The organism is Rickettsia conorii str. Malish 7, assembly GCF_000007025.1.
Taxonomy (GTDB): domain Bacteria; phylum Pseudomonadota; class Alphaproteobacteria; order Rickettsiales; family Rickettsiaceae; genus Rickettsia; species Rickettsia rickettsii.
The window spans coordinates 736,877-754,189 of record NC_003103.1 but is presented as its reverse complement, the minus strand read 5'-3'; the positions used below and the strand labels follow the sequence as shown (position 1 = coordinate 754,189).

Genomic DNA, 17,313 nt, shown 5'->3' with positions numbered 1-17,313 from the left:
TTAGATGAATGAGGAGAAGGATTGGTAAGAGATTTTTGTATTTCTGCTATAGCTTTTTTAGTATTTTGAGTAGAATTTTTATAGCATCTTTATAAAAAGCAGCTTTATCTCCAGTAAAAGAATATTTTATAAAATTACCAATATTTTTCCAAATAGGATTATTATCCATTTTTGTAGTTTCTTCACACCATTTACCTACCTCTTGCAGTTTTGCTTCAACTTTAGCTATAGCAGCTGGATTATGTTTATTATCATCATAAATCTGAATAATATTATTTACTTTTTCTTTAAATTCAATGTGTTTTCTACTTTGTTGCAAATGAGCTATTATATCATCATTGTTTACTAATTCTCTCAGATTATCAATTATATCAGATAGTGTAGGTGGTTCAGGTAATTTATAATGTTGATTGATTTTTTCAAATTTATCTTTGTGTAGATGATTCTTGATTAGCTCATCTTCTATAAAAGAAACAAACTCTTTTTGAGGTACTCCTACTTGTTTTATTAGCCGTCCTAATGATTGTTCATAAGCTTTAATAGTAACATCAAGACGCTTCCCTGCCATAGAACCGCTTAATGCTATATAGTGGCTAAATTCCGGAATCAAAGCATCTTTAGTATCAATATTATGATCTTTAAAAAATTGCTCTATTTTCTCTTTTACGGTTAAATTGGATTGTTTTTTAGGTGTTGTTTCCGGTACTTTTGTTTGTTCCGGAGCCGGTTTTGAAAAAATACTAGGCTTTTGGGTTTCAACTTGCGGAGATGGGGTGTCAACAAATATATCAAGTGCTTGGGAATGTGTAGTTAAGTCAGTCTGTTTTTTATGTGCCTCGTTCCATGCCTTTATTTGCTCAGAAGTGGGTTTTGGAGGAACAGCCGGTTTTGTATTTTTTGGTGGGTTATTTGACATATTTTTTGATTTTTTTCCCACTCTTGTATTCTATCTTTGACTGATTTTGGAATATTATCTTGTGCCATATTAAGCTCCTATGTTTATTTACATAATTAAACAGCTTGCTTAAATTTTTTATAAATTGCAAGCAAAATTTCTTTTTGTAATGCAATATTTTTACTATAAGATAGTTAGGTTATATATTGTATATATTAGAATCCAAGTTATTAACTAAAATGAGATATGAATTTTATGTACCCCCATATTAGACTTAGAAGAAATAGAAAAGCTTTTTGGCTTAGAGAGTTAATATCCGAAAGTAATTTATCGGTTAGTGATTTAGTGTTGCCTTTATTTGTTGTTGAAGGACATAATGAAAGGCAAGAAATTAAAACTATGCCTGGTATATATCGTTTATCGATTGATCAAATAGTAGAAACGGCAAAAGAAGCAGCAGAGCTGGGTATTAATGTTATTGCATTATTTCCGAGTATTGATCAAAGTCTAAAAAGTGAAAATGCCGATGAGGCTTATAATTTAGATAATTTAATATGTAGAACTATTAGAAGCATCAAAAACGCTAATATCGATATTGGTATAATATGCGATGTAGCACTTGATCCTTATACTACACATGGTCATGATGGTATTGTGCATCATGGGGAAGTTGATAATGATAGATCAGTAAGAGCTTTGTGTAATCAGGCATTAGTGCTAGCAAAAGCTGGAGTAGATATTGTTGCACCTTCCGATATGATGGATGGAAGAATCAGGGCTATAAGGGAATATCTTGACAAAGAGGGATTTATAAATGTTGGAATTCTTGCTTATGCCGCTAAATATGCTTCAAGTTTTTACGGTCCGTTTCGCGATGCTGTTAAGAGTAATAAAAAGAATTATTTAGATAAATCAAGCTATCAAATGGATGTACGTAATATTAAGGAAGCAATGCTTGAGATTGAGCATGATATAGCAGAGGGAGCCGATATGGTAATGGTGAAGCCTGGTATGCCGTTTTTGGATGTTATTCGTGAAGCGGCAAATAAGTTAAATGCTAAAATTTTTGCATATCAGGTTAGTGGAGAATATGCAATGTTAAAATTTGCAGCAGAAGCAGGGGCAATGGATTGGGAGAGAGCTTTGATGGAGTCATTAATTAGTTTTAAACGTGCCGGTGCCACAGGTATATTTACCTATGCAGCTCTTGAAGTAGCTGAAATATTAAAGAACAATAAAATTAAGTAGAAAACGGTTTCTGATATAAAATAAATAATATGTTTTATAATTATATCAAAATTATCAATGTGGTGTAAATCATTATAAAGAGGCGAAGATGACGCAAAATAAGCAATCAGTATTTAAAGGTTGGAATTTTTTAAAGCCTAAAGAAGGCGGAGCTAATGAGGTAGGAGAGCATGGCGGAGTATATCAAAGCTTAGACGGTAAAATTACGGCGATGATAAAAAAAGAGGCTTCAAGCTCAAAAAATATAGCCGAGTTTTTAGGATCTCAAATTTTTGAAGCTATAAGTCCTGGAAATGGAGCAAAGGTTAATTTAATTGCTCCTGATGATTTTAATAAATCTAAAGCCGTTGATTTGCAAATATATGTCAAATCTGAATTTTTTGAGAATTATAGTAGTGATATGTATGTGGACATGGATAAACATATGTCTGCTAAAACTAAACCGAGTTCTTGGTTTAGAAAGGATGGCGGTAGACCACTTTTTATGGGGGCTAGAAATAAATTATTTAGAACCTTAGAAAATGCTTTTAAGGAAATTAAGTATCAGAACTTTGAAAACATTATGCCGGCAAGTTTATTGATCGGCGATTTTGATATACATGTTGGAAATATAGGAGTTATCAGAGATCAAAAAAATCCAAAAACTTTACCTAAATTAGTAAGAATTGATTTTGCTGGTAGTTTTGATAATTTAACAAATAATATATATCCGCATTCAAGAGCCAAACATTTGCCTGGATTCGGTCCCACTAACCATTTTAGAGAATTTCCTTCTAATTTAAGAACAAAAAATCCTAATTTTGCCGATAGCTTACTTGCAGTTTCTAAAATTGATTTAAGCAAAACTATTGATAAAAGTTTTGATGCATTAACTAAATATTATAGTAATGAAGCAATTGCAGAATTTGCAAAACAAGCGATGCCAAAGCAATTTAATAATAAACAATCTAAAGAAACAACGCCTGAAGAAATTAAGGCTAGTTTAATAGATACAATGAAAAAAAGGCAAGAATCCTTAAAGGAATACGGCTTAGAAATTAAAATAAATAGTTTAATTTCTAAAAAATATAGTTTTCCTTATTACGAAGTGAAAGAGCAAGGATTAAAAACATTAATGAAAGAGTATCCTGATTATTTTGCAAAAATTCTTAATTATGAAGAAAGAAAAAAAGGAGGACAAAAACTTAAATTAAGAAATAAAATTACTACTAATTTTGCAAGAATTTTAGAAATACTTGGTATTAGAGATAGTGCGAAAAAACATTTAATAAAGACAATAAAAAGTTTAAATGAAGATATTAAAGATGAAAGAAATTTAGCTGGTTCTTCTGATAAAATAAAGAAAGAACCAAAACAAAAATTGGTAAAGACAAATATATATGCAAACAGAGAATATGTAGATGCTCTAGAAAAATTTAAGAAAGAAGTTGGAACGGATGATATTGTTAGTGTTACTCCAAGTCAATTAGGTCTAGCTAAAAAAGCTAAACAAAAAGACCAAGATTTATTAAAATTAGATGAAGAAAATCTAAAACATATAAAGAATCTAAAAGAAAAGATTATGAAGCCTACTCAAACTACTGTAGTTAGTGTTGTTAATAAAAAGTCTACACCGGCTAAAACGAGATAATAAATGAACCAAGCAACAAGAAGCCTACAACTAAGTAATTAATCAGTAAAAGCCCATATTGCATCGGCAGCTTAATTATCTCAATCTTTTTAGAAAAATACATGGCTTTTACTACTTTAAGATAATAAAACGCAGCAACTACGCTGGTAAAAATACCACAATAAGCTAATGCGAATTCTTCTTGATTAATTGCTTGGTAAAAAAGGTAATATTTACCGAAAAATCCTGTAAGAGGAGGGATTCCAATCATTGAAAACATAACTATGCTAATTACGGCAGCTATAGTTTTATGATACTCTGCAATTCCTTGTATAGTTTTAAAACTAGCTTTATCGACGTCTTTACCGAGCAGTATAATTAAGCAAGTAAAAAATCCTATACTCCCTACCGCATATATTAGCATATATAGTAGAGCTGCTTTATATCCTTCTTGATTATGCAGAAGAACGCCGATTAATACATAACCTATATTTAAAATAGTACTATAAGCCATTAATCTTTTTAGAGAAGTTTGACGAATGGCTCCAAAAGCTCCAAACAGCATAGATAATATAGCAATTATCTTTATTAAATTATAATTAATAGGATAGTAATTACCTATAATTAATTTGCTGATATTTAATAAAACAATAACCATACCTATTTTTGAGGCAGCGTTGAAATAAGTAACCGAAGTAATCGGTGATCCTTCATATACGTCAGGGACCCAAAAATGGAGTGGAACACTTGAGAGTTTAAAGAAAATACTACTTAAAAATAGTATAATACCGATTATTAAACCAAGATTCATTCCGGAATTATCATTTAGTTTATATAAGATATCCTCAAATTGTAGGCTTCCGCCGAATCCGTATATAAAAGAAATACCGAATAATGATAAACAACTAACTAAACTACCTAAGATAAAATATTTTAAAGCACCTTCCGATGATTTCATATCATTTAATTTGAATCCTGCAAGTGCATATGAAGTTAAAGCAGTAAGCTCCATACCGCAGAATAATAATAGAAAATTCCGTGATGAAATTGCAACAAAAATACCTACAACCGATAATAACATTAAAGTAATAAATTCAAACTTTAATTCATCAGCAACAAGAATAGAGTAATCACGGTATATAATCATGGAGATAATAGTGAATAGTAGCACTATGCTTTTACTAATACCGATATTTATTCCGGTAGCAAATGAGTACCATACTCCTTCATAACTTGAGTACTTAAAGGTAAGAAAAATTGATAATATGCATAGTAAAATAATGATATTAGAAATAATTCTATTTTTATTTGGGATCATTACGGCAAAAAACTGCCCTAAAAGTGCTATTAAAGTCAAAGTTATTTCAGGAAGTAGCAGTAGCATATAAAACTAATATTATTTATGGAAATATAAATATTAGTAAATAAATCATTTTTTATCAACAAACTTATATATAATATTGCACTTTAATACTACCTCTAATTAAAATTATTTTCTTCGTAAAATTATATTATACAAAAAAAAGCCTAAACATGATGAGATTGTACGTAGTGCATTTGAAAACCCTATAGTTGCTAAAGCCCTCTACAGCTTAGTTCTAATAATCCTTCTTTGTTCTTATTCGTTTAGCAGGCTTCGTATCCTGTGCAAATATATTATTACCGGCTATTAAAATTCCTATGGCTAATATTTCATAACTATAAGTGCTAATTTTGTTGAGTGTATAATGTCTTATATATTAATAATTAATAGTTGCAATAAATAAAAAAATAAATTATTTTGGTTAATCAATTTTAAATTGCTAAATTCTTAAACTCACACCTATAATTGTTTTAATCTAATTAGGTTTTCTAATAAAAATATACTTTCTACCATTAAGTAAAAATATGAAGCCTTCTACTTCAAAATCATTAACTGACAAGTTAAGAACCTTATATAGTTCTCACGATACTTTACCAAAGCTAATAGAAGATACGAAAAAAAAGCTCAGTCTTTAGATGAATATTAAGTAAAATTACAGTTAAAGCCATAGATACGGAAAGATAAGAGAGCTGTTTAATAAAAATTATCAAGTTCAAGAAGAAAAAATTGATAATATAGTTAAGTCATAAATGAAGAACATAAGTTTGAGATACTTCGCAGAAATCTACCTAATAAAAGTGAATCAGAAATAAAAAATATAATTGAGCAAGTAAACAGAATAAAAGCAGATGTCGGTAAAGTACTGTTACGCGGTAGTGCAGGAATAGGTAAAACCACGTTAATGCATTATATATCTTATAAATGGGGAAAAGGGAAGTTATGGAGTGATAAGTTTGATTATGTTTTTAGAGTTAAAAGAATTATTAAATGAAAGTTAGAAAGATGGTTATAGTGGGTATAATTTATCTCAAAGTAAGCTTAATTGTTTTATCCATTATTGTTTAGGCAGTAGTGAAAGTACCTTAAGTGTTAAGGAAATAATGGATATCCAAAATAAAGATAAGATGTTGTTATTACTTGACGGGTATGACGAAGTAGCACATCTAAATACTCGAGATGTAAAAAGTTAATAGATAAAATATTAGAATATCAAAACGTAATAATGATTTCTAGACCTAATGTGGTTGTAGAAGAAATGCGTAAAACAGGTTTGCGCGGAAAGTAGACAATACAGGACAAGCTGGGATAGTGAGGGAATAGAGCAATATGTACATAAAAATTTTGAGTATGATAAAGAGCTAGGAGTGCAATTAAAAAGCTTTTTGGATACTCATAGCCAAATAAAAGAAATATGTGAAGTTCCTATCAATACTGCATTAATATGTTTGGTTTGGAGTGATCAAGATATAAGGGATCAGTTTCACAAAAACAGCGATGAAGATTTGAATATAAGTCGTTTATATAGTGAAGTAATAAACTGGCTTAATAATAGGCATATAGAAAAAAACAAAATATAAAAATAAAACTGAAGCTAATGATATAGATGAAGTTATAGAACAAGGATGATTAAAAAGCAAAGGAAGTAATTATCAATTTATTCACTTAACTATTCAAGAATTTTTAGCCGCATGTTATTTAAAAAATCAGTTAACAGATAATAAGATGCAAAAATAAGGTTGAAAACCAGTAATTTTAAATTACTAGATGCCGGGGCAAATAAAAGATTAGATGCCTATGAAATTAAGATAGATAGCCACAATAAAACACTATAGTGGAACAATACAAAAAGCAGAAATCTTTAGAGAAATTGAAAGTTTAGTACAAGAAAGCCCATTATTATACGATTACTGTAATGCATTTTATTGGAATATAAAAATATCATAAATGCTTGCTGTATTGCTGAAACTAAAATATTTAAAAATAATATTAATGAGCAAGAGGGTATAATAAAAATATTAGTAAAAGGTATAGATTTAATAACGCAAAGTTTCTTAATAGATATATTAACAGATTTGGCTTGCAGTATAGTAGCAGCAAGGCATGAGAGAAAGCATGGAAATAAAGTAATTAGTATAAACGATATTATTCGCAATAAAATTGGAATGGAAGATTTAGACGGTAACTTAAAGAAAATAGTTATTATTAAAACACAAGAACGTAGAAACGAAATAATAAATCTCTCAAAAACACCTATATCAAATTCTGATTCTACTAGATTTCGAGCTAATATAAAAGAATTAGGTAATGTAGTTAAAGAATTTAGGCTTTCTAAAGCTATAGAAAGACATGATCAGGATAATATAGCTGTGCAACTAGCTTTAAAGGATTCTATTTTATTTATTGAATCTTTATATACAAACCGTGATGATATATTGAATGAAAAAAACGATTTTTACGTGCAGGATGAAAAGGGTGAAAATAGTAATATTGTCTAATGTTAATCTCTTCTGACACCTAATAAATGTAAAATCAGATAAGCAGCAATTGCCACTCTCCTAAGAATCGTGTATGCTGGTTTTCCCGCACACAGCTCAAACCTTAATGCACATGTGATGAGTTTCTTTTGAGTCGGCTCACGCTTTTCAAAATATTTCTTATATGCCGGATCATATATTGTAGTATCCATTTTAACTTTCACATGTCTTACAATCGGTAAATATTTCATTTTGAGTCTCTTTATTCATACTCTTAGGTTCATCTAGTGACATAGATGGTTGCCTAGCGGAAACAACTCTTTGATACAACCTCGTTGTCACAAACTATTCTATTAAAAGGTTCTTGCACGATAAACTCAAAAACATGATCTCTAATACGTCCGATTGTATCCCATACAAATTCTGGAATCTTCTTAAAACCGTCATATCCAAGCAAAGCAAAAATAGGATTATTAATTAACTTATTATCATATATAACATAAGCTCTTTCTCGCTATAGTATATTTACCCGTCCTGGGCTTTCCTATTAAATAGATAATATTTTAGAGGCAATTTCTATAGCCCCTAACTTTGAGCTATCGAACCAAGTATGATAGAAGTTTCTACAAGATTCAAAAACATCATATTGTCCACTCTGTAATCTTACAAAATCTTCTGTTAAGAAGAGGTTGTCAGTTCTAGTTTTTAATCTTTTTAAATCTTTCTTCAAGTTCCTTATCTAAAAGCCAAATATGTTCTTTTCAAGTATTTCATAACGTAATTGTTCTTTTTCTTTATCTATAATATGCTTCGATTTAACATGATCTTTGATGAAAATTGAATCACGATAACTATTAAATATTTTCATAAAATCATTTAAAATTTTAACTTCACTATATATTATACACTTAAGTAATAATTCCATTAGGCTTATGCGTTGCACACATTATAGCGAGTGGAAAGAATACCATCGCATACGAGCTGAACAAATCTTTGATACTATAAACGTAAAATATGATTCTAACCATCCAACTATAATGGCAGAGAATCATTATCATTTTATGTTATATAAAAGAGTTAAAATCGTTGCAACTGCTCATATAGAATTTTTCAATGAAAATGAATTGGCACTAAGGTCACTTGCAGTAGATAGACCTTATCAAAACCAGGGATTTGGTAAATATACAATGAAGCTTGCGGTTTTAAACCATTATTTTTAAAGCCACAAAACTATGAATTTAATATGGTGTATATGGTTAAGAATCTAGAATCTAACACTCCTCTACAAAATTTAATTCTGCTTGAGCAAGATGCACGGGGGGCTATGGTTTTGATTGGCCGGATCATGAGATGATTTTAGAGCAGGCAATAGATGAATGTAGAGAGATAAAAGAAGCTATTGACGATGCCGAACCACCGGAAAGAGTACAAGCAGAAATAGGGGATTTGCTCCATACGGCGATTTCGTTGTGTATTTTTTCAGGGTTGGATGTTGAGACAACGCTTAGCAAGACAAATGAAAAATTTGAGAAACGTATGAGAGCAATAAAAATGCTTACCAAAAAGCATAACCTGCCAAATCTGCAAGGACAATCCGTAGAATTGATGCTGACGCTTTGGAAAGAAGCAAAAGAGATAACTAAAAATGTTAAACCCTAAAAGCATTCTTAAATTAATAATCTTTCTTAGTATATTTTTACTTACTTTATACGGAGTAAATTTTGCTTTGCATTGGCATAATCCCGACGTAAATAATGAAGTAGCTGATGATATAGGAATTTGTTTATATAAAAATGCTCATAAAAGCCTACAGGTTAATTCTATGGGAATAGCATTTCCAAATGCTGAAAAAGACTGTTTTAATCCATCTTTCCCTATTATTCATACTAAAACAGATGCAAAACATAATACTTGGTTTCACATAGTTCGCACTGATTTGCTCGGATAAGGAATTACAAGAGTTTATAGACGGTGATATAAAACTCAATTACCCATTTTACACTTTAGAACAAGATTTTTATGATGCTCCTTTATGGTACTACACACTTTTCTCTAAACCTTTATCTTACTGGATCGGTCACGTTTATGCCATTAAAATTGATCATGAGCGTAAAACAATAAAAGTTATAGACGGTATCAAATGGGGGTTTAAGCTCTCGTATTTTCCCATTAAGCCGAGCATGATTTTACCATTGCCGCTTAGTTTAGAAGACTGGCAAGAGGATTGGAATATTTTTACAGAAGAATTAAAAGGATATACAACGAATTAAACTATCACTCAAATATGATCTCTTTAAGATTTTTAAGAAATTTATTATTTACTCAAGTGGCATAATACGCTCAAAATATTCATCCCTTATTCCTAAAAACAAATCAAAAAAAGTAGAGCTAACTGCACTTTGTACATGGCAATACTCTATTTTAGAATTTTTTATTGTCCACTTCTCCTCAAGTGTTTTACTTACTTTTTTATGTATATTATTTATAATTATACTAACGATGTTATCTGCACATCGTCTTTCAATGAGATATAATATATTCATATTTAGCAATTTGATGCCATATATCACTGACTTCTTTTTTCCATGATGAAGACCATTCGCCTTTAACTATATTTCGCACAGAATTTAAATATTCTTTTTTTTCGTATCTTCTATTAGCTTTGGTAAAGTATCGTGAGAACTATATAAGGTTCTTAACTTGTCTATTAATGCTTTTTCTTGATTGAATTTGAAGGCATCAAGACTGCTTGTTAAAGGATTAATTAATACAAAATCTCTACGACCTAGATGTCCTACAATATGATCATTTAAATCTTCGTCCGGTGCTAAACTCGGTATAGAATATCCTTTTAAAGATGGCTTTACAAATTCAAGGTCTTCAGAAGCAGAATGTTGTTTTATTAAATCTTTGATTTGTTCTTCTGTTAAATGTGATAAATCTTTATGCGCCATACGCCATAACTTAATATAAATTAATTGATTCTTAGGTATATAATTGTAACTTATAAAATTACAGCTGTAATAAAAAAACAATATAAATATACAACTATTTTTATTATAAAAGTAAAAATAGAAATTAAAAGACTAGCAATATGAGGTAATTAGTAAACGATAAGCTTTGTAAAAAGCTTTTAGACTTTATAAATGTAATAACAAATGCATATGAAACTTTTAAATACTCGACAGTGGAAACCTTGATTACTATTTGGCTTTCCGGTTCGATAAACTACAAAAATTGGCTAACTGTCCAGACTAGAGCGTGGTAAGTTAGTATTACAGAAAAAAGATATTTTTGTTTAGGTAAAGTTGATGGTAATATTTTAACAGTCCGTTTTACATTCCGAGATAATCATATAAGAATTTTTAGAGCAGGATACTGGTGCAAAGGTAAGAGAATTTATGAGCAAGAGAATAAAATACACTGATGGGGAAATAGGGGAAGTAAAAATAGTAAAAGATTTCTTGCCGTACCCTAGAGAACTTTTATTAAAAGATGATTCAGTAAAAGTAACCATTTCTTTAAGTAAAGAGAGCGTAGAATTTTTTAAATCAGAAACAGCAACTGCACATGTTCCTTTACTAGATAAATATACTAAGTATTATAAAGAAAATAAACGAGCATAACATACTCTTCTGCTTTTAAGAATTGCTCTTTGTTATCTGCATGAATTCACGTACTCACTTATTAAGTATAAACTGTACACACTCACCATTTGATAACAAATTCAATTCTTGAAATCATACATCCAATACCCGCTCGCAACAACGCCTTTATCACCCGTGTTTAATTTTAGCTTGTGCTGCGGCGATTCTTGCTATAGGGATACGGTATGGAGAACAAGAAACATAGTTTAAATTCATTCTATGAAAAAATTCTATAGAGGCAGGGTTCCCTGCATGTTCTCCGCAAGCTCCGAGTTTCAAATTAGCATTACTGCTCTTTCCGCGTTTTATAGCAATGTCAATTAATTCTCCTACTCCTTCTTCATCGAGAGTAGTAAATGGATCGGATTCAAAAATCTTTTCTTCTAAATAATATGGAAGAAAAGAGGCAATATCATCTCTAGAAATTCCATATGTAGTCTGAGTTAAATCATTAGTACCAAAACTAAAATAGTCAACTTCCTTAGCTATTTTCTTACTGCCGAGTGCTGCCCTGGGGAGTTCTATCATAGTACCGAGCGTAAAGGAAAACTTATATCTATAACGTTGCTCTAATTTCTCTATTACCGCATAAATATCCATTTTAAGCTTTTGTATTTCACCTACATTGCTAATTAAAGGGATCATTAATTCTAAGTTACATTCTATATGTTCTTTTTTATGTAGCTCAAAAATAGCTGTAAAAATTGCTTCAATTTGCATTTGGTAAATTTCCGGCGAACATATACCAAGTCTACATCCACGGTGACCGAGCATAGGATTTACTTCATGCATAGCATGAAGACGTTGATTAATCATGGATAAAGGTAGATTTAAGCTATTGGCCAAATTCTTTTTATCTTCTTCGGTGGTAGGTAAAAACTCATGTAACGGCGGATCAAGTAATCTAATATTTACCGGTTTATCTTTCATTACTCTGAATAAAGCTTTAAAATCCTCAGTTTGCAGAGGTAATAATTTCTGCACGGCAAGCTTTCTCCGTTCTATATCAGGAGCAATAATCATGTCTCTTACTAAAGGAATTTTATTTTTATCAAAAAACATATGTTCGCTACGACATAAACCTATACCTTGAGCTCCAAACTTTACAGATACTAAAGCATCGTTAACTGTTTCAGCATTTGCACGAACTTTTAAGCTACTAATCTCGTCTGCCCAATCTAAAATTAATTTTGATTCCTCACTGAAAGTAGGTTGAATTAACGGCATTTCACCTAAGAAGATTTTACCGCTACCTCCGTCAATCGTTATAATATCACCTTGTTTAATAACTATGTCGCCTGCTGTTAATATTTGCTTTTTCTCATCTATAGATAAATTACTTGTACCGCAAACACAAGGCTTCCCCATACCTCTTGCCACAACTGCAGCATGTGAAGTCATTCCCCCTCTAATAGTTACAATACCTGAAGAAACATGCATTCCGTTAATATCCTCAGGACTAGTATCATGGCGTACTAAAATTACTTTATGATGATGAGATAATTTTTCGGCATCATAAGGTGAGAATACTGCAATACCTGTTGCAGCCCCAGGAGAAGCAGGTAGCCCCTCAGCAATAGAAGTAAGCCCCTTACTGTAATCAATTCTTGTATGTAATAATTGATTTAATGATTCCGGATCGATTCGCATTAAGGCCTGTTCTTTAGAAATAAGCTTTTCTTCTACCATTTGTACGGCAATATTAATAGCAGCGATGGCTGTTCTTTTTGCAGTACGTGTTTGCAAAATATATAGCTTATTATTTTCTATAGTGAATTCTATATCCTGCATATCTAAGTAATGTTCTTCAAGCTTTTGTGCAATTTGTGATAACTCCTTAAACACTTCTGGCATCATTGCTTGCATAGAATTTGAATCATTTGCAATAATAGGCATAGGTGTTCTAGTTCCCGATACTATGTCTTCACCTTGAGCATTTATTAAAAACTCTCCAAAGAGCTTTTTTTCTCCTGTAGAAGGTGATCTAGTAAAAGCAACTCCCGTAGCTGAAGTTTTACCTAAATTACCGAAAACCATTGCTTGGATATTAATAGCCGTACCGCAATCCTCTGAAATATTATTGATTTTTCTATATATAACCGCTCTATTACTCATCCAAGAATGTAGCACCGCTTTAATTGCCGATTCTAACTGTTCATAAGGATCATTAATCAGTTGCTTAGTATACTTAATATGTAACCGTTTGAAATCATCAATAATTTTTTCTAATAATTCTACGGTAATATCGCTATCTTTATGAATATCGGCTTGCATCTTGTGCTTTTCGCAAATTTGTTCAAATAGATCACTAGGTATAGATAATACCGTTGAACCGTACATTTCTAAAAATCTTTTGTAACTATCAAGAGCAAATCGTTTATCACCGCAGGAATCCGCAAGAGCATTACACACTTCGTTATTCATTCCAAGATTAAGGATAGTATCCATCATTCCAGGCATTGAAACCTTAGAGCCCGAACGCACCGATAACAATAAAGGATTGCTTGTACTGCCGAAAATTTTACCGGTAATTATTTCAAGTTCAGTGATAGCTTTTTTTAAGTCGCTTTGAAAGTTTTTAGGAAAGTTATTATTGTGGGTATAAAAATAATTACATAGCTCTGTAGTTATTGTAAAACCATCAGGAATAGGTAGTTTGAGGTTGGACATTTCGGCAAGACCAGCACCTTTGTTACCAAGTATATTTTTCATGCTAGCGTTTCCATCACTACCATTACTGCCAAAATAATAAATTAATTTTTTCATATCATATATCAAAATTTGCTAACAATTTATGTGTTTAGGAGCATTAAATACATATTTATACAGTATGAAAAAAATAGTAGCAACGTTAAATTAAGAATATCTTTAATAAAATAGTTGAAATTTTAAATTTGTTATTATACTTACTAATTTAATTATATTCTGTGTACAAAAGTCAAATTTTCAAAAAAAATCTTATTAATTTTCGCTAAAAAATATCTCAAAATAGCAAATCAATTAGAAACCTTCACAGAACCTAATAAGTTAATTGAACTTATTCTAAATGTTATTGACGAATTTAAGAAAATTGATCATAATTCTAAATGGTCGTGCAGTTGCGTGATAATATAGCAAAGCTATAGATCACGAGGAAAGTCCGGACTCTATAGAGGTATGGTGCCGGTTAACCTCCGGCAGAGTATTATTACTTTAGGGACAGTACCACAGAAAATACACCGCCAAGTATGAATACGAAGATCCTTCAAAAAGAGCTAGGAGTTCACAAGACGAGGAACGGAGCGTATACTTAATACGTGAGTACCGTAGTACTTGTGAAATGACGCAGCCAATTTTTGCAGTTGATCGAGTATTTTTGGTAAGGGTGAAAAGGTACGGTAAGAGCGTACCGGTAAGTTGGTAACAAATTACGCATGGTAAACCCCACCAAGAGCAAGATCAAATAGGCGTTACAGAACTTATCAAGTTCCCGGGTTATCTCTAGCCGGCTTGTAATGCGGGTAGATCGCTTGAGGTAAACGGTAACGTTTATCCTAGATAAATAACTGCAATGAATTGATATTCATACAGAATCCGGCTTATAGACCTTATTGTCATCCCGCGACTTGATCGCGGGAGCTTAGAAAATAGCTTAACAAATATTGATAGATCCTGCGATCAAGTCGCGGAATGACTAGGACTGTAACACAATTTAATGAAAAAGTTATATCATAATCCTATTTGTCCTCTTTCAAGACAAGCCCGTGTCTTCTTAAAAGAATTAGATATAGAATTTACTACGATTAAAGAAGATTATTGGCAATTCAATAAAGATTTCTTAAAAATAAATCCTGCCGGAACTTTACCTATTTTAGCAGAATCATACGGTTTATTTGTGGTAGGTATTTATCCTTTTGTTGAATATCTTAATAGCAAATATCCGAATTTTAATTTTTTAGATGAAGATATTGATATTTGTTGCGAAATTAGACGATTATTCTTTTGGTTTAACGATAAATTTTATCGTGAAGTTACTAAGATTATTATCGATGAAAAAGTTATAAGATCAATTGCTAAAATGAGCAGCCCACGAACCGAGTTTTTACGTGTTGCAAAAAATAATTTAAATTATCACTTAGAATATATAACTTCTTTACTAGAAAAAAGAAGTTATCTTGTATCGGAGTCACTAACTATTGCCGATATTGCCGCAAGTTGTCACTTATCGGTACTCGATTATTTCGGTGAGATTTATTGGGATAAATGGACGCTTATCAAACATTGGTATTCACTAATTAAATCAAGACCGGCTTTTAGGTTATTACTACAAGATAGAATTCCTGGCTTTACCCCTCCAAACTATTATACAGATTTAGATTTTTGAATAGACTTCTTCGGAAACTCTACTTCTAGAGGTAATTTGTGAGTCAATTCGCTGTTCACATCCTCTCACGTACTTCTACGTACGCTGCGGTTCTGTTGTGCTGCGTGTTTCCTACAAATTCCTCTCTATAAGCGTGTTTCCGAAGAAGTCTAATATATAATTTAATAATTTGATTCTTTCCGTATCATGAGCTTTTAGTATTTTATGAATATTATTAAGAGATTGATTTTTTATGAGTGCAGGCTCATATTCAAGATGCACTCCACTTAAAATAGCTGTCCCGTCGCCGTAAGTACATTTTATTATTGCAGCCTGAGAATCCTCATAACTTGCTATTATTTCAGTATCTTTGGTATTTTCTGCATCAATAAAATATCCACCGCCATTATAAAAAGCATAACAATCCTTAATATTTAAATTAAGTGTTGGATTTATTTTTAAATAAGCGGCTCTTGCTCCTTTATGTGAGTTGTAACAATAAGGAGCAAGCAATGGTCCTCTAACCGTTCCATTGAAAATCTTTAATTCTCTTTTACTTATAACCTCTATATTTGTTCCTTTAGCGAATTCTACATAGTTACCGCTGTAGTAACTGCCTGCACATATCCCAAGAAAATTACCACCGTTTTTAATATAATTCTTTATATTAGCATTTCCTTTGCCTTGCAATTTTTGTACATAGTATAAATCTCTTCCACCGAGTAAAATAAGTAATAAGGTGTTTTGAACCCACTTTTCGTCTATAATTTCTTGTGCAGTAATATAATCTACGTTATACTTTGGAGCATAAAGTCTTAAGGTATGCACGCAATGCTTAATACTTTCTTTTGAAACTCCTAGATCATTATAAATTTTTATTTTCATTTTTATATTCTTGACAAGGACATTATATAATTCTATTTAGTGTAATTACTTAAAAATAAATCATGCGGTAATTTTATGCAACTTAATTCAATCTCACTACCGTTAACCACAAGGCAAGCAATAGAAATAGTTTTAGGAGTGGCATTACTTACTATTTGTTCACAAATAGTAATACCTATAAAGCCTATATTTATTTCATTGCAAACCGTTGCAGTGATATTCATCGGACTTACATATAATAAGACTACCGCACCTTTAACAATATTATCTTTCATAACTCTTGGAGCAATGGGAATCCCTGTGTTCGGAGAATTTTCAAGCGGTTTACGAATATTATTCGGTCCTACCGGAGGATATCTAGCAGGTTTTGTAATTGCCGTATATGTTATGGCTAGCTTAAAAGATAAAATTTTTACTTCTAATCAATGGTTAAATCAGATATCTTTATGTTTGATCGGTAATATAATTATTATGAGTTTAGGCTGGATGTGGCTCTCTACACTCTTAGGAGCAAGCGATGCCTTTTACGGCGGCGTATTACCTTTTATAATACCGGGAATAATTAAATCAGTATTATTAATTGGACTTATCAATGCAGTAAAACCAAAAACTCGATGAACTTCAGTATTGCCTAAAAACAGTTGATCTAAAGTTTCGATGTCATTCCCGCGTAAGCGGGAATCCGCTACTTTTAAGCTTTCTAAAAGTTTGATTTATCTCGCTTTACCCTGGATTCCCGCTTACGCGGGAATGACATCGAGTAGGTTTTTCGAGCCATGCAAAAACACCACCTTTGCAGGAGTGGCATCGATCTTTAAGTTGACAACAAATATGGTATAACTCTATCATT

19 protein-coding genes, 1 other RNA gene and 1 pseudogene are annotated in these 17,313 nt (G+C 31.4%); 12 read left to right on the top strand and 9 right to left on the bottom strand.

The window, feature by feature from the left end; translation table 11 throughout:
• Nucleotides 1–46: 46 nt before the first annotated feature.
• Nucleotides 47–916, bottom strand: a complete 870-nt coding sequence (locus RC_RS10330) for a hypothetical protein (protein WP_233417436.1) — start codon at nucleotides 914–916, stop codon at nucleotides 47–49.
• A 234-nt stretch (nucleotides 917–1,150) separates the two neighbouring features.
• Between RC_RS10330 and hemB the strand changes: the two genes are divergently transcribed.
• Entirely contained in the window at nucleotides 1,151–2,143 is a 993-nt protein-coding gene (hemB, locus tag RC_RS04000) for a porphobilinogen synthase (protein WP_029374467.1), read from the top strand.
• A gap of 88 nt (nucleotides 2,144–2,231) precedes the next feature.
• On the top strand, nucleotides 2,232–3,773 hold the full coding sequence (locus RC_RS03995; RefSeq protein WP_010977409.1) for a hypothetical protein: 1,542 nt from the start codon (nucleotides 2,232–2,234) through the stop codon (nucleotides 3,771–3,773).
• Here the strand turns inward: RC_RS03995 and nuoN are convergent.
• Complete coding sequence (gene nuoN / locus RC_RS03990; RefSeq protein ID WP_010977408.1) at nucleotides 3,760–5,136, bottom strand: NADH-quinone oxidoreductase subunit NuoN; 1,377 nt, start codon at nucleotides 5,134–5,136, stop codon at nucleotides 3,760–3,762. The two genes, RC_RS03995 and nuoN, sit on opposite strands and share 14 nt — an antisense overlap.
• 880 nt (nucleotides 5,137–6,016) lie before the next feature.
• Here nuoN and RC_RS11240 point away from each other — a divergent pair.
• From RC_RS11240 to RC_RS03975, 3 genes are all read left to right on the top strand, one after another.
• Entirely contained in the window at nucleotides 6,017–6,106 is a 90-nt protein-coding gene (locus RC_RS11240; protein WP_407635647.1) for an NTPase, read from the top strand.
• 391 nt (nucleotides 6,107–6,497) lie between these two features.
• Nucleotides 6,498–6,692, top strand: a complete 195-nt coding sequence (locus RC_RS10325; protein ID WP_233417435.1) for an N-acetylglucosamine kinase — start codon at nucleotides 6,498–6,500, stop codon at nucleotides 6,690–6,692.
• A 345-nt stretch (nucleotides 6,693–7,037) separates the two neighbouring features.
• On the top strand, nucleotides 7,038–7,610 hold the full coding sequence (locus RC_RS03975) for a hypothetical protein (RefSeq protein ID WP_010977406.1): 573 nt from the start codon (nucleotides 7,038–7,040) through the stop codon (nucleotides 7,608–7,610).
• A gap of 2 nt (nucleotides 7,611–7,612) precedes the next feature.
• Here the strand turns inward: RC_RS03975 and RC_RS03970 are convergent, their stop codons facing one another.
• Together RC_RS03970 and RC_RS09495 are read right to left on the bottom strand one after the other, a co-directional pair.
• The gene (locus RC_RS03970) at nucleotides 7,613–7,840 is read right to left on the bottom strand and encodes a hypothetical protein (RefSeq protein WP_010977405.1); all 228 of its coding nucleotides are present in this window, start codon (nucleotides 7,838–7,840) and stop codon (nucleotides 7,613–7,615) included.
• Between the two features lie 488 nt (nucleotides 7,841–8,328).
• Complete coding sequence (locus RC_RS09495) at nucleotides 8,329–8,514, bottom strand: hypothetical protein (protein ID WP_014273572.1); 186 nt, start codon at nucleotides 8,512–8,514, stop codon at nucleotides 8,329–8,331.
• A gap of 7 nt (nucleotides 8,515–8,521) precedes the next feature.
• Between RC_RS09495 and RC_RS03960 the strand changes: the two genes are divergently transcribed.
• From RC_RS03960 to RC_RS03950, 3 genes are all read left to right on the top strand, one after another.
• The gene (locus RC_RS03960; RefSeq protein WP_010977401.1) at nucleotides 8,522–8,809 is read left to right on the top strand and encodes a GNAT family N-acetyltransferase; all 288 of its coding nucleotides are present in this window, start codon (nucleotides 8,522–8,524) and stop codon (nucleotides 8,807–8,809) included.
• Between the two features lie 130 nt (nucleotides 8,810–8,939).
• Entirely contained in the window at nucleotides 8,940–9,248 is a 309-nt protein-coding gene (locus RC_RS03955) for a MazG nucleotide pyrophosphohydrolase domain-containing protein (protein WP_010977400.1), read from the top strand.
• Nucleotides 9,235–9,537, top strand: coding sequence for a hypothetical protein (locus RC_RS03950; protein WP_010977399.1), 303 nt, complete (start codon nucleotides 9,235–9,237; stop codon nucleotides 9,535–9,537). The genes RC_RS03955 and RC_RS03950 overlap by 14 nt, the downstream gene beginning before the upstream one ends.
• 370 nt (nucleotides 9,538–9,907) lie before the next feature.
• On the opposite strand, the gene RC_RS03945 is transcribed toward RC_RS03950, so the two are convergent.
• Complete coding sequence (locus RC_RS03945) at nucleotides 9,908–10,132, bottom strand: hypothetical protein (RefSeq protein ID WP_016830827.1); 225 nt, start codon at nucleotides 10,130–10,132, stop codon at nucleotides 9,908–9,910.
• An 84-nt stretch (nucleotides 10,133–10,216) separates the two neighbouring features.
• Nucleotides 10,217–10,543 carry a hypothetical protein gene (locus RC_RS10320; RefSeq protein ID WP_016830826.1) on the bottom strand — a complete coding sequence of 109 codons (327 nt, stop codon included), beginning with the start codon at nucleotides 10,541–10,543 and terminating at the stop codon, nucleotides 10,217–10,219.
• A gap of 447 nt (nucleotides 10,544–10,990) precedes the next feature.
• Between RC_RS10320 and RC_RS10315 the strand changes: the two genes are divergently transcribed.
• A complete protein-coding gene (locus RC_RS10315) occupies nucleotides 10,991–11,215 on the top strand; it encodes a hypothetical protein (RefSeq protein WP_010977396.1) in 225 nt (74 codons plus the stop codon).
• Between the two features lie 150 nt (nucleotides 11,216–11,365).
• On the opposite strand, the gene ppdK is transcribed toward RC_RS10315, so the two are convergent.
• Entirely contained in the window at nucleotides 11,366–14,002 is a 2,637-nt protein-coding gene (ppdK, locus tag RC_RS03930; RefSeq protein WP_041471726.1) for a pyruvate, phosphate dikinase, read from the bottom strand.
• Between the two features lie 316 nt (nucleotides 14,003–14,318).
• Between ppdK and rnpB the strand changes: the two genes are divergently transcribed.
• Together rnpB and RC_RS03925 are read left to right on the top strand one after the other, a co-directional pair.
• Nucleotides 14,319–14,833, top strand: an RNA gene (gene rnpB / locus RC_RS06915) — RNase P RNA component class A.
• A gap of 97 nt (nucleotides 14,834–14,930) precedes the next feature.
• Entirely contained in the window at nucleotides 14,931–15,599 is a 669-nt protein-coding gene (locus RC_RS03925) for a glutathione S-transferase family protein (RefSeq protein WP_010977394.1), read from the top strand.
• Here RC_RS03925 and RC_RS11045 read toward each other — a convergent pair.
• Together RC_RS11045 and RC_RS03920 are read right to left on the bottom strand one after the other, a co-directional pair.
• A pseudogene (locus tag RC_RS11045) lies at nucleotides 15,587–15,768 on the bottom strand (palindromic element RPE1 domain-containing protein); the annotation flags it as partial. The gene RC_RS03925 and the pseudogene RC_RS11045 sit on opposite strands and share 13 nt — an antisense overlap.
• Nucleotides 15,711–16,463, bottom strand: coding sequence for a BPL-N domain-containing protein (locus tag RC_RS03920; RefSeq protein ID WP_004995637.1), 753 nt, complete (start codon nucleotides 16,461–16,463; stop codon nucleotides 15,711–15,713). The gene RC_RS03920 and the pseudogene RC_RS11045, both read right to left, overlap by 58 nt.
• 75 nt (nucleotides 16,464–16,538) lie before the next feature.
• On the opposite strand from RC_RS03920, the gene RC_RS03915 reads away from it, so the two are divergent.
• Nucleotides 16,539–17,081 (top strand): biotin transporter BioY, encoded by a 543-nt coding sequence (locus RC_RS03915; RefSeq protein ID WP_010977393.1) that lies wholly within the window; start codon nucleotides 16,539–16,541, stop codon nucleotides 17,079–17,081.
• The last annotated feature ends 232 nt before the right edge of the window (nucleotides 17,082–17,313 follow it).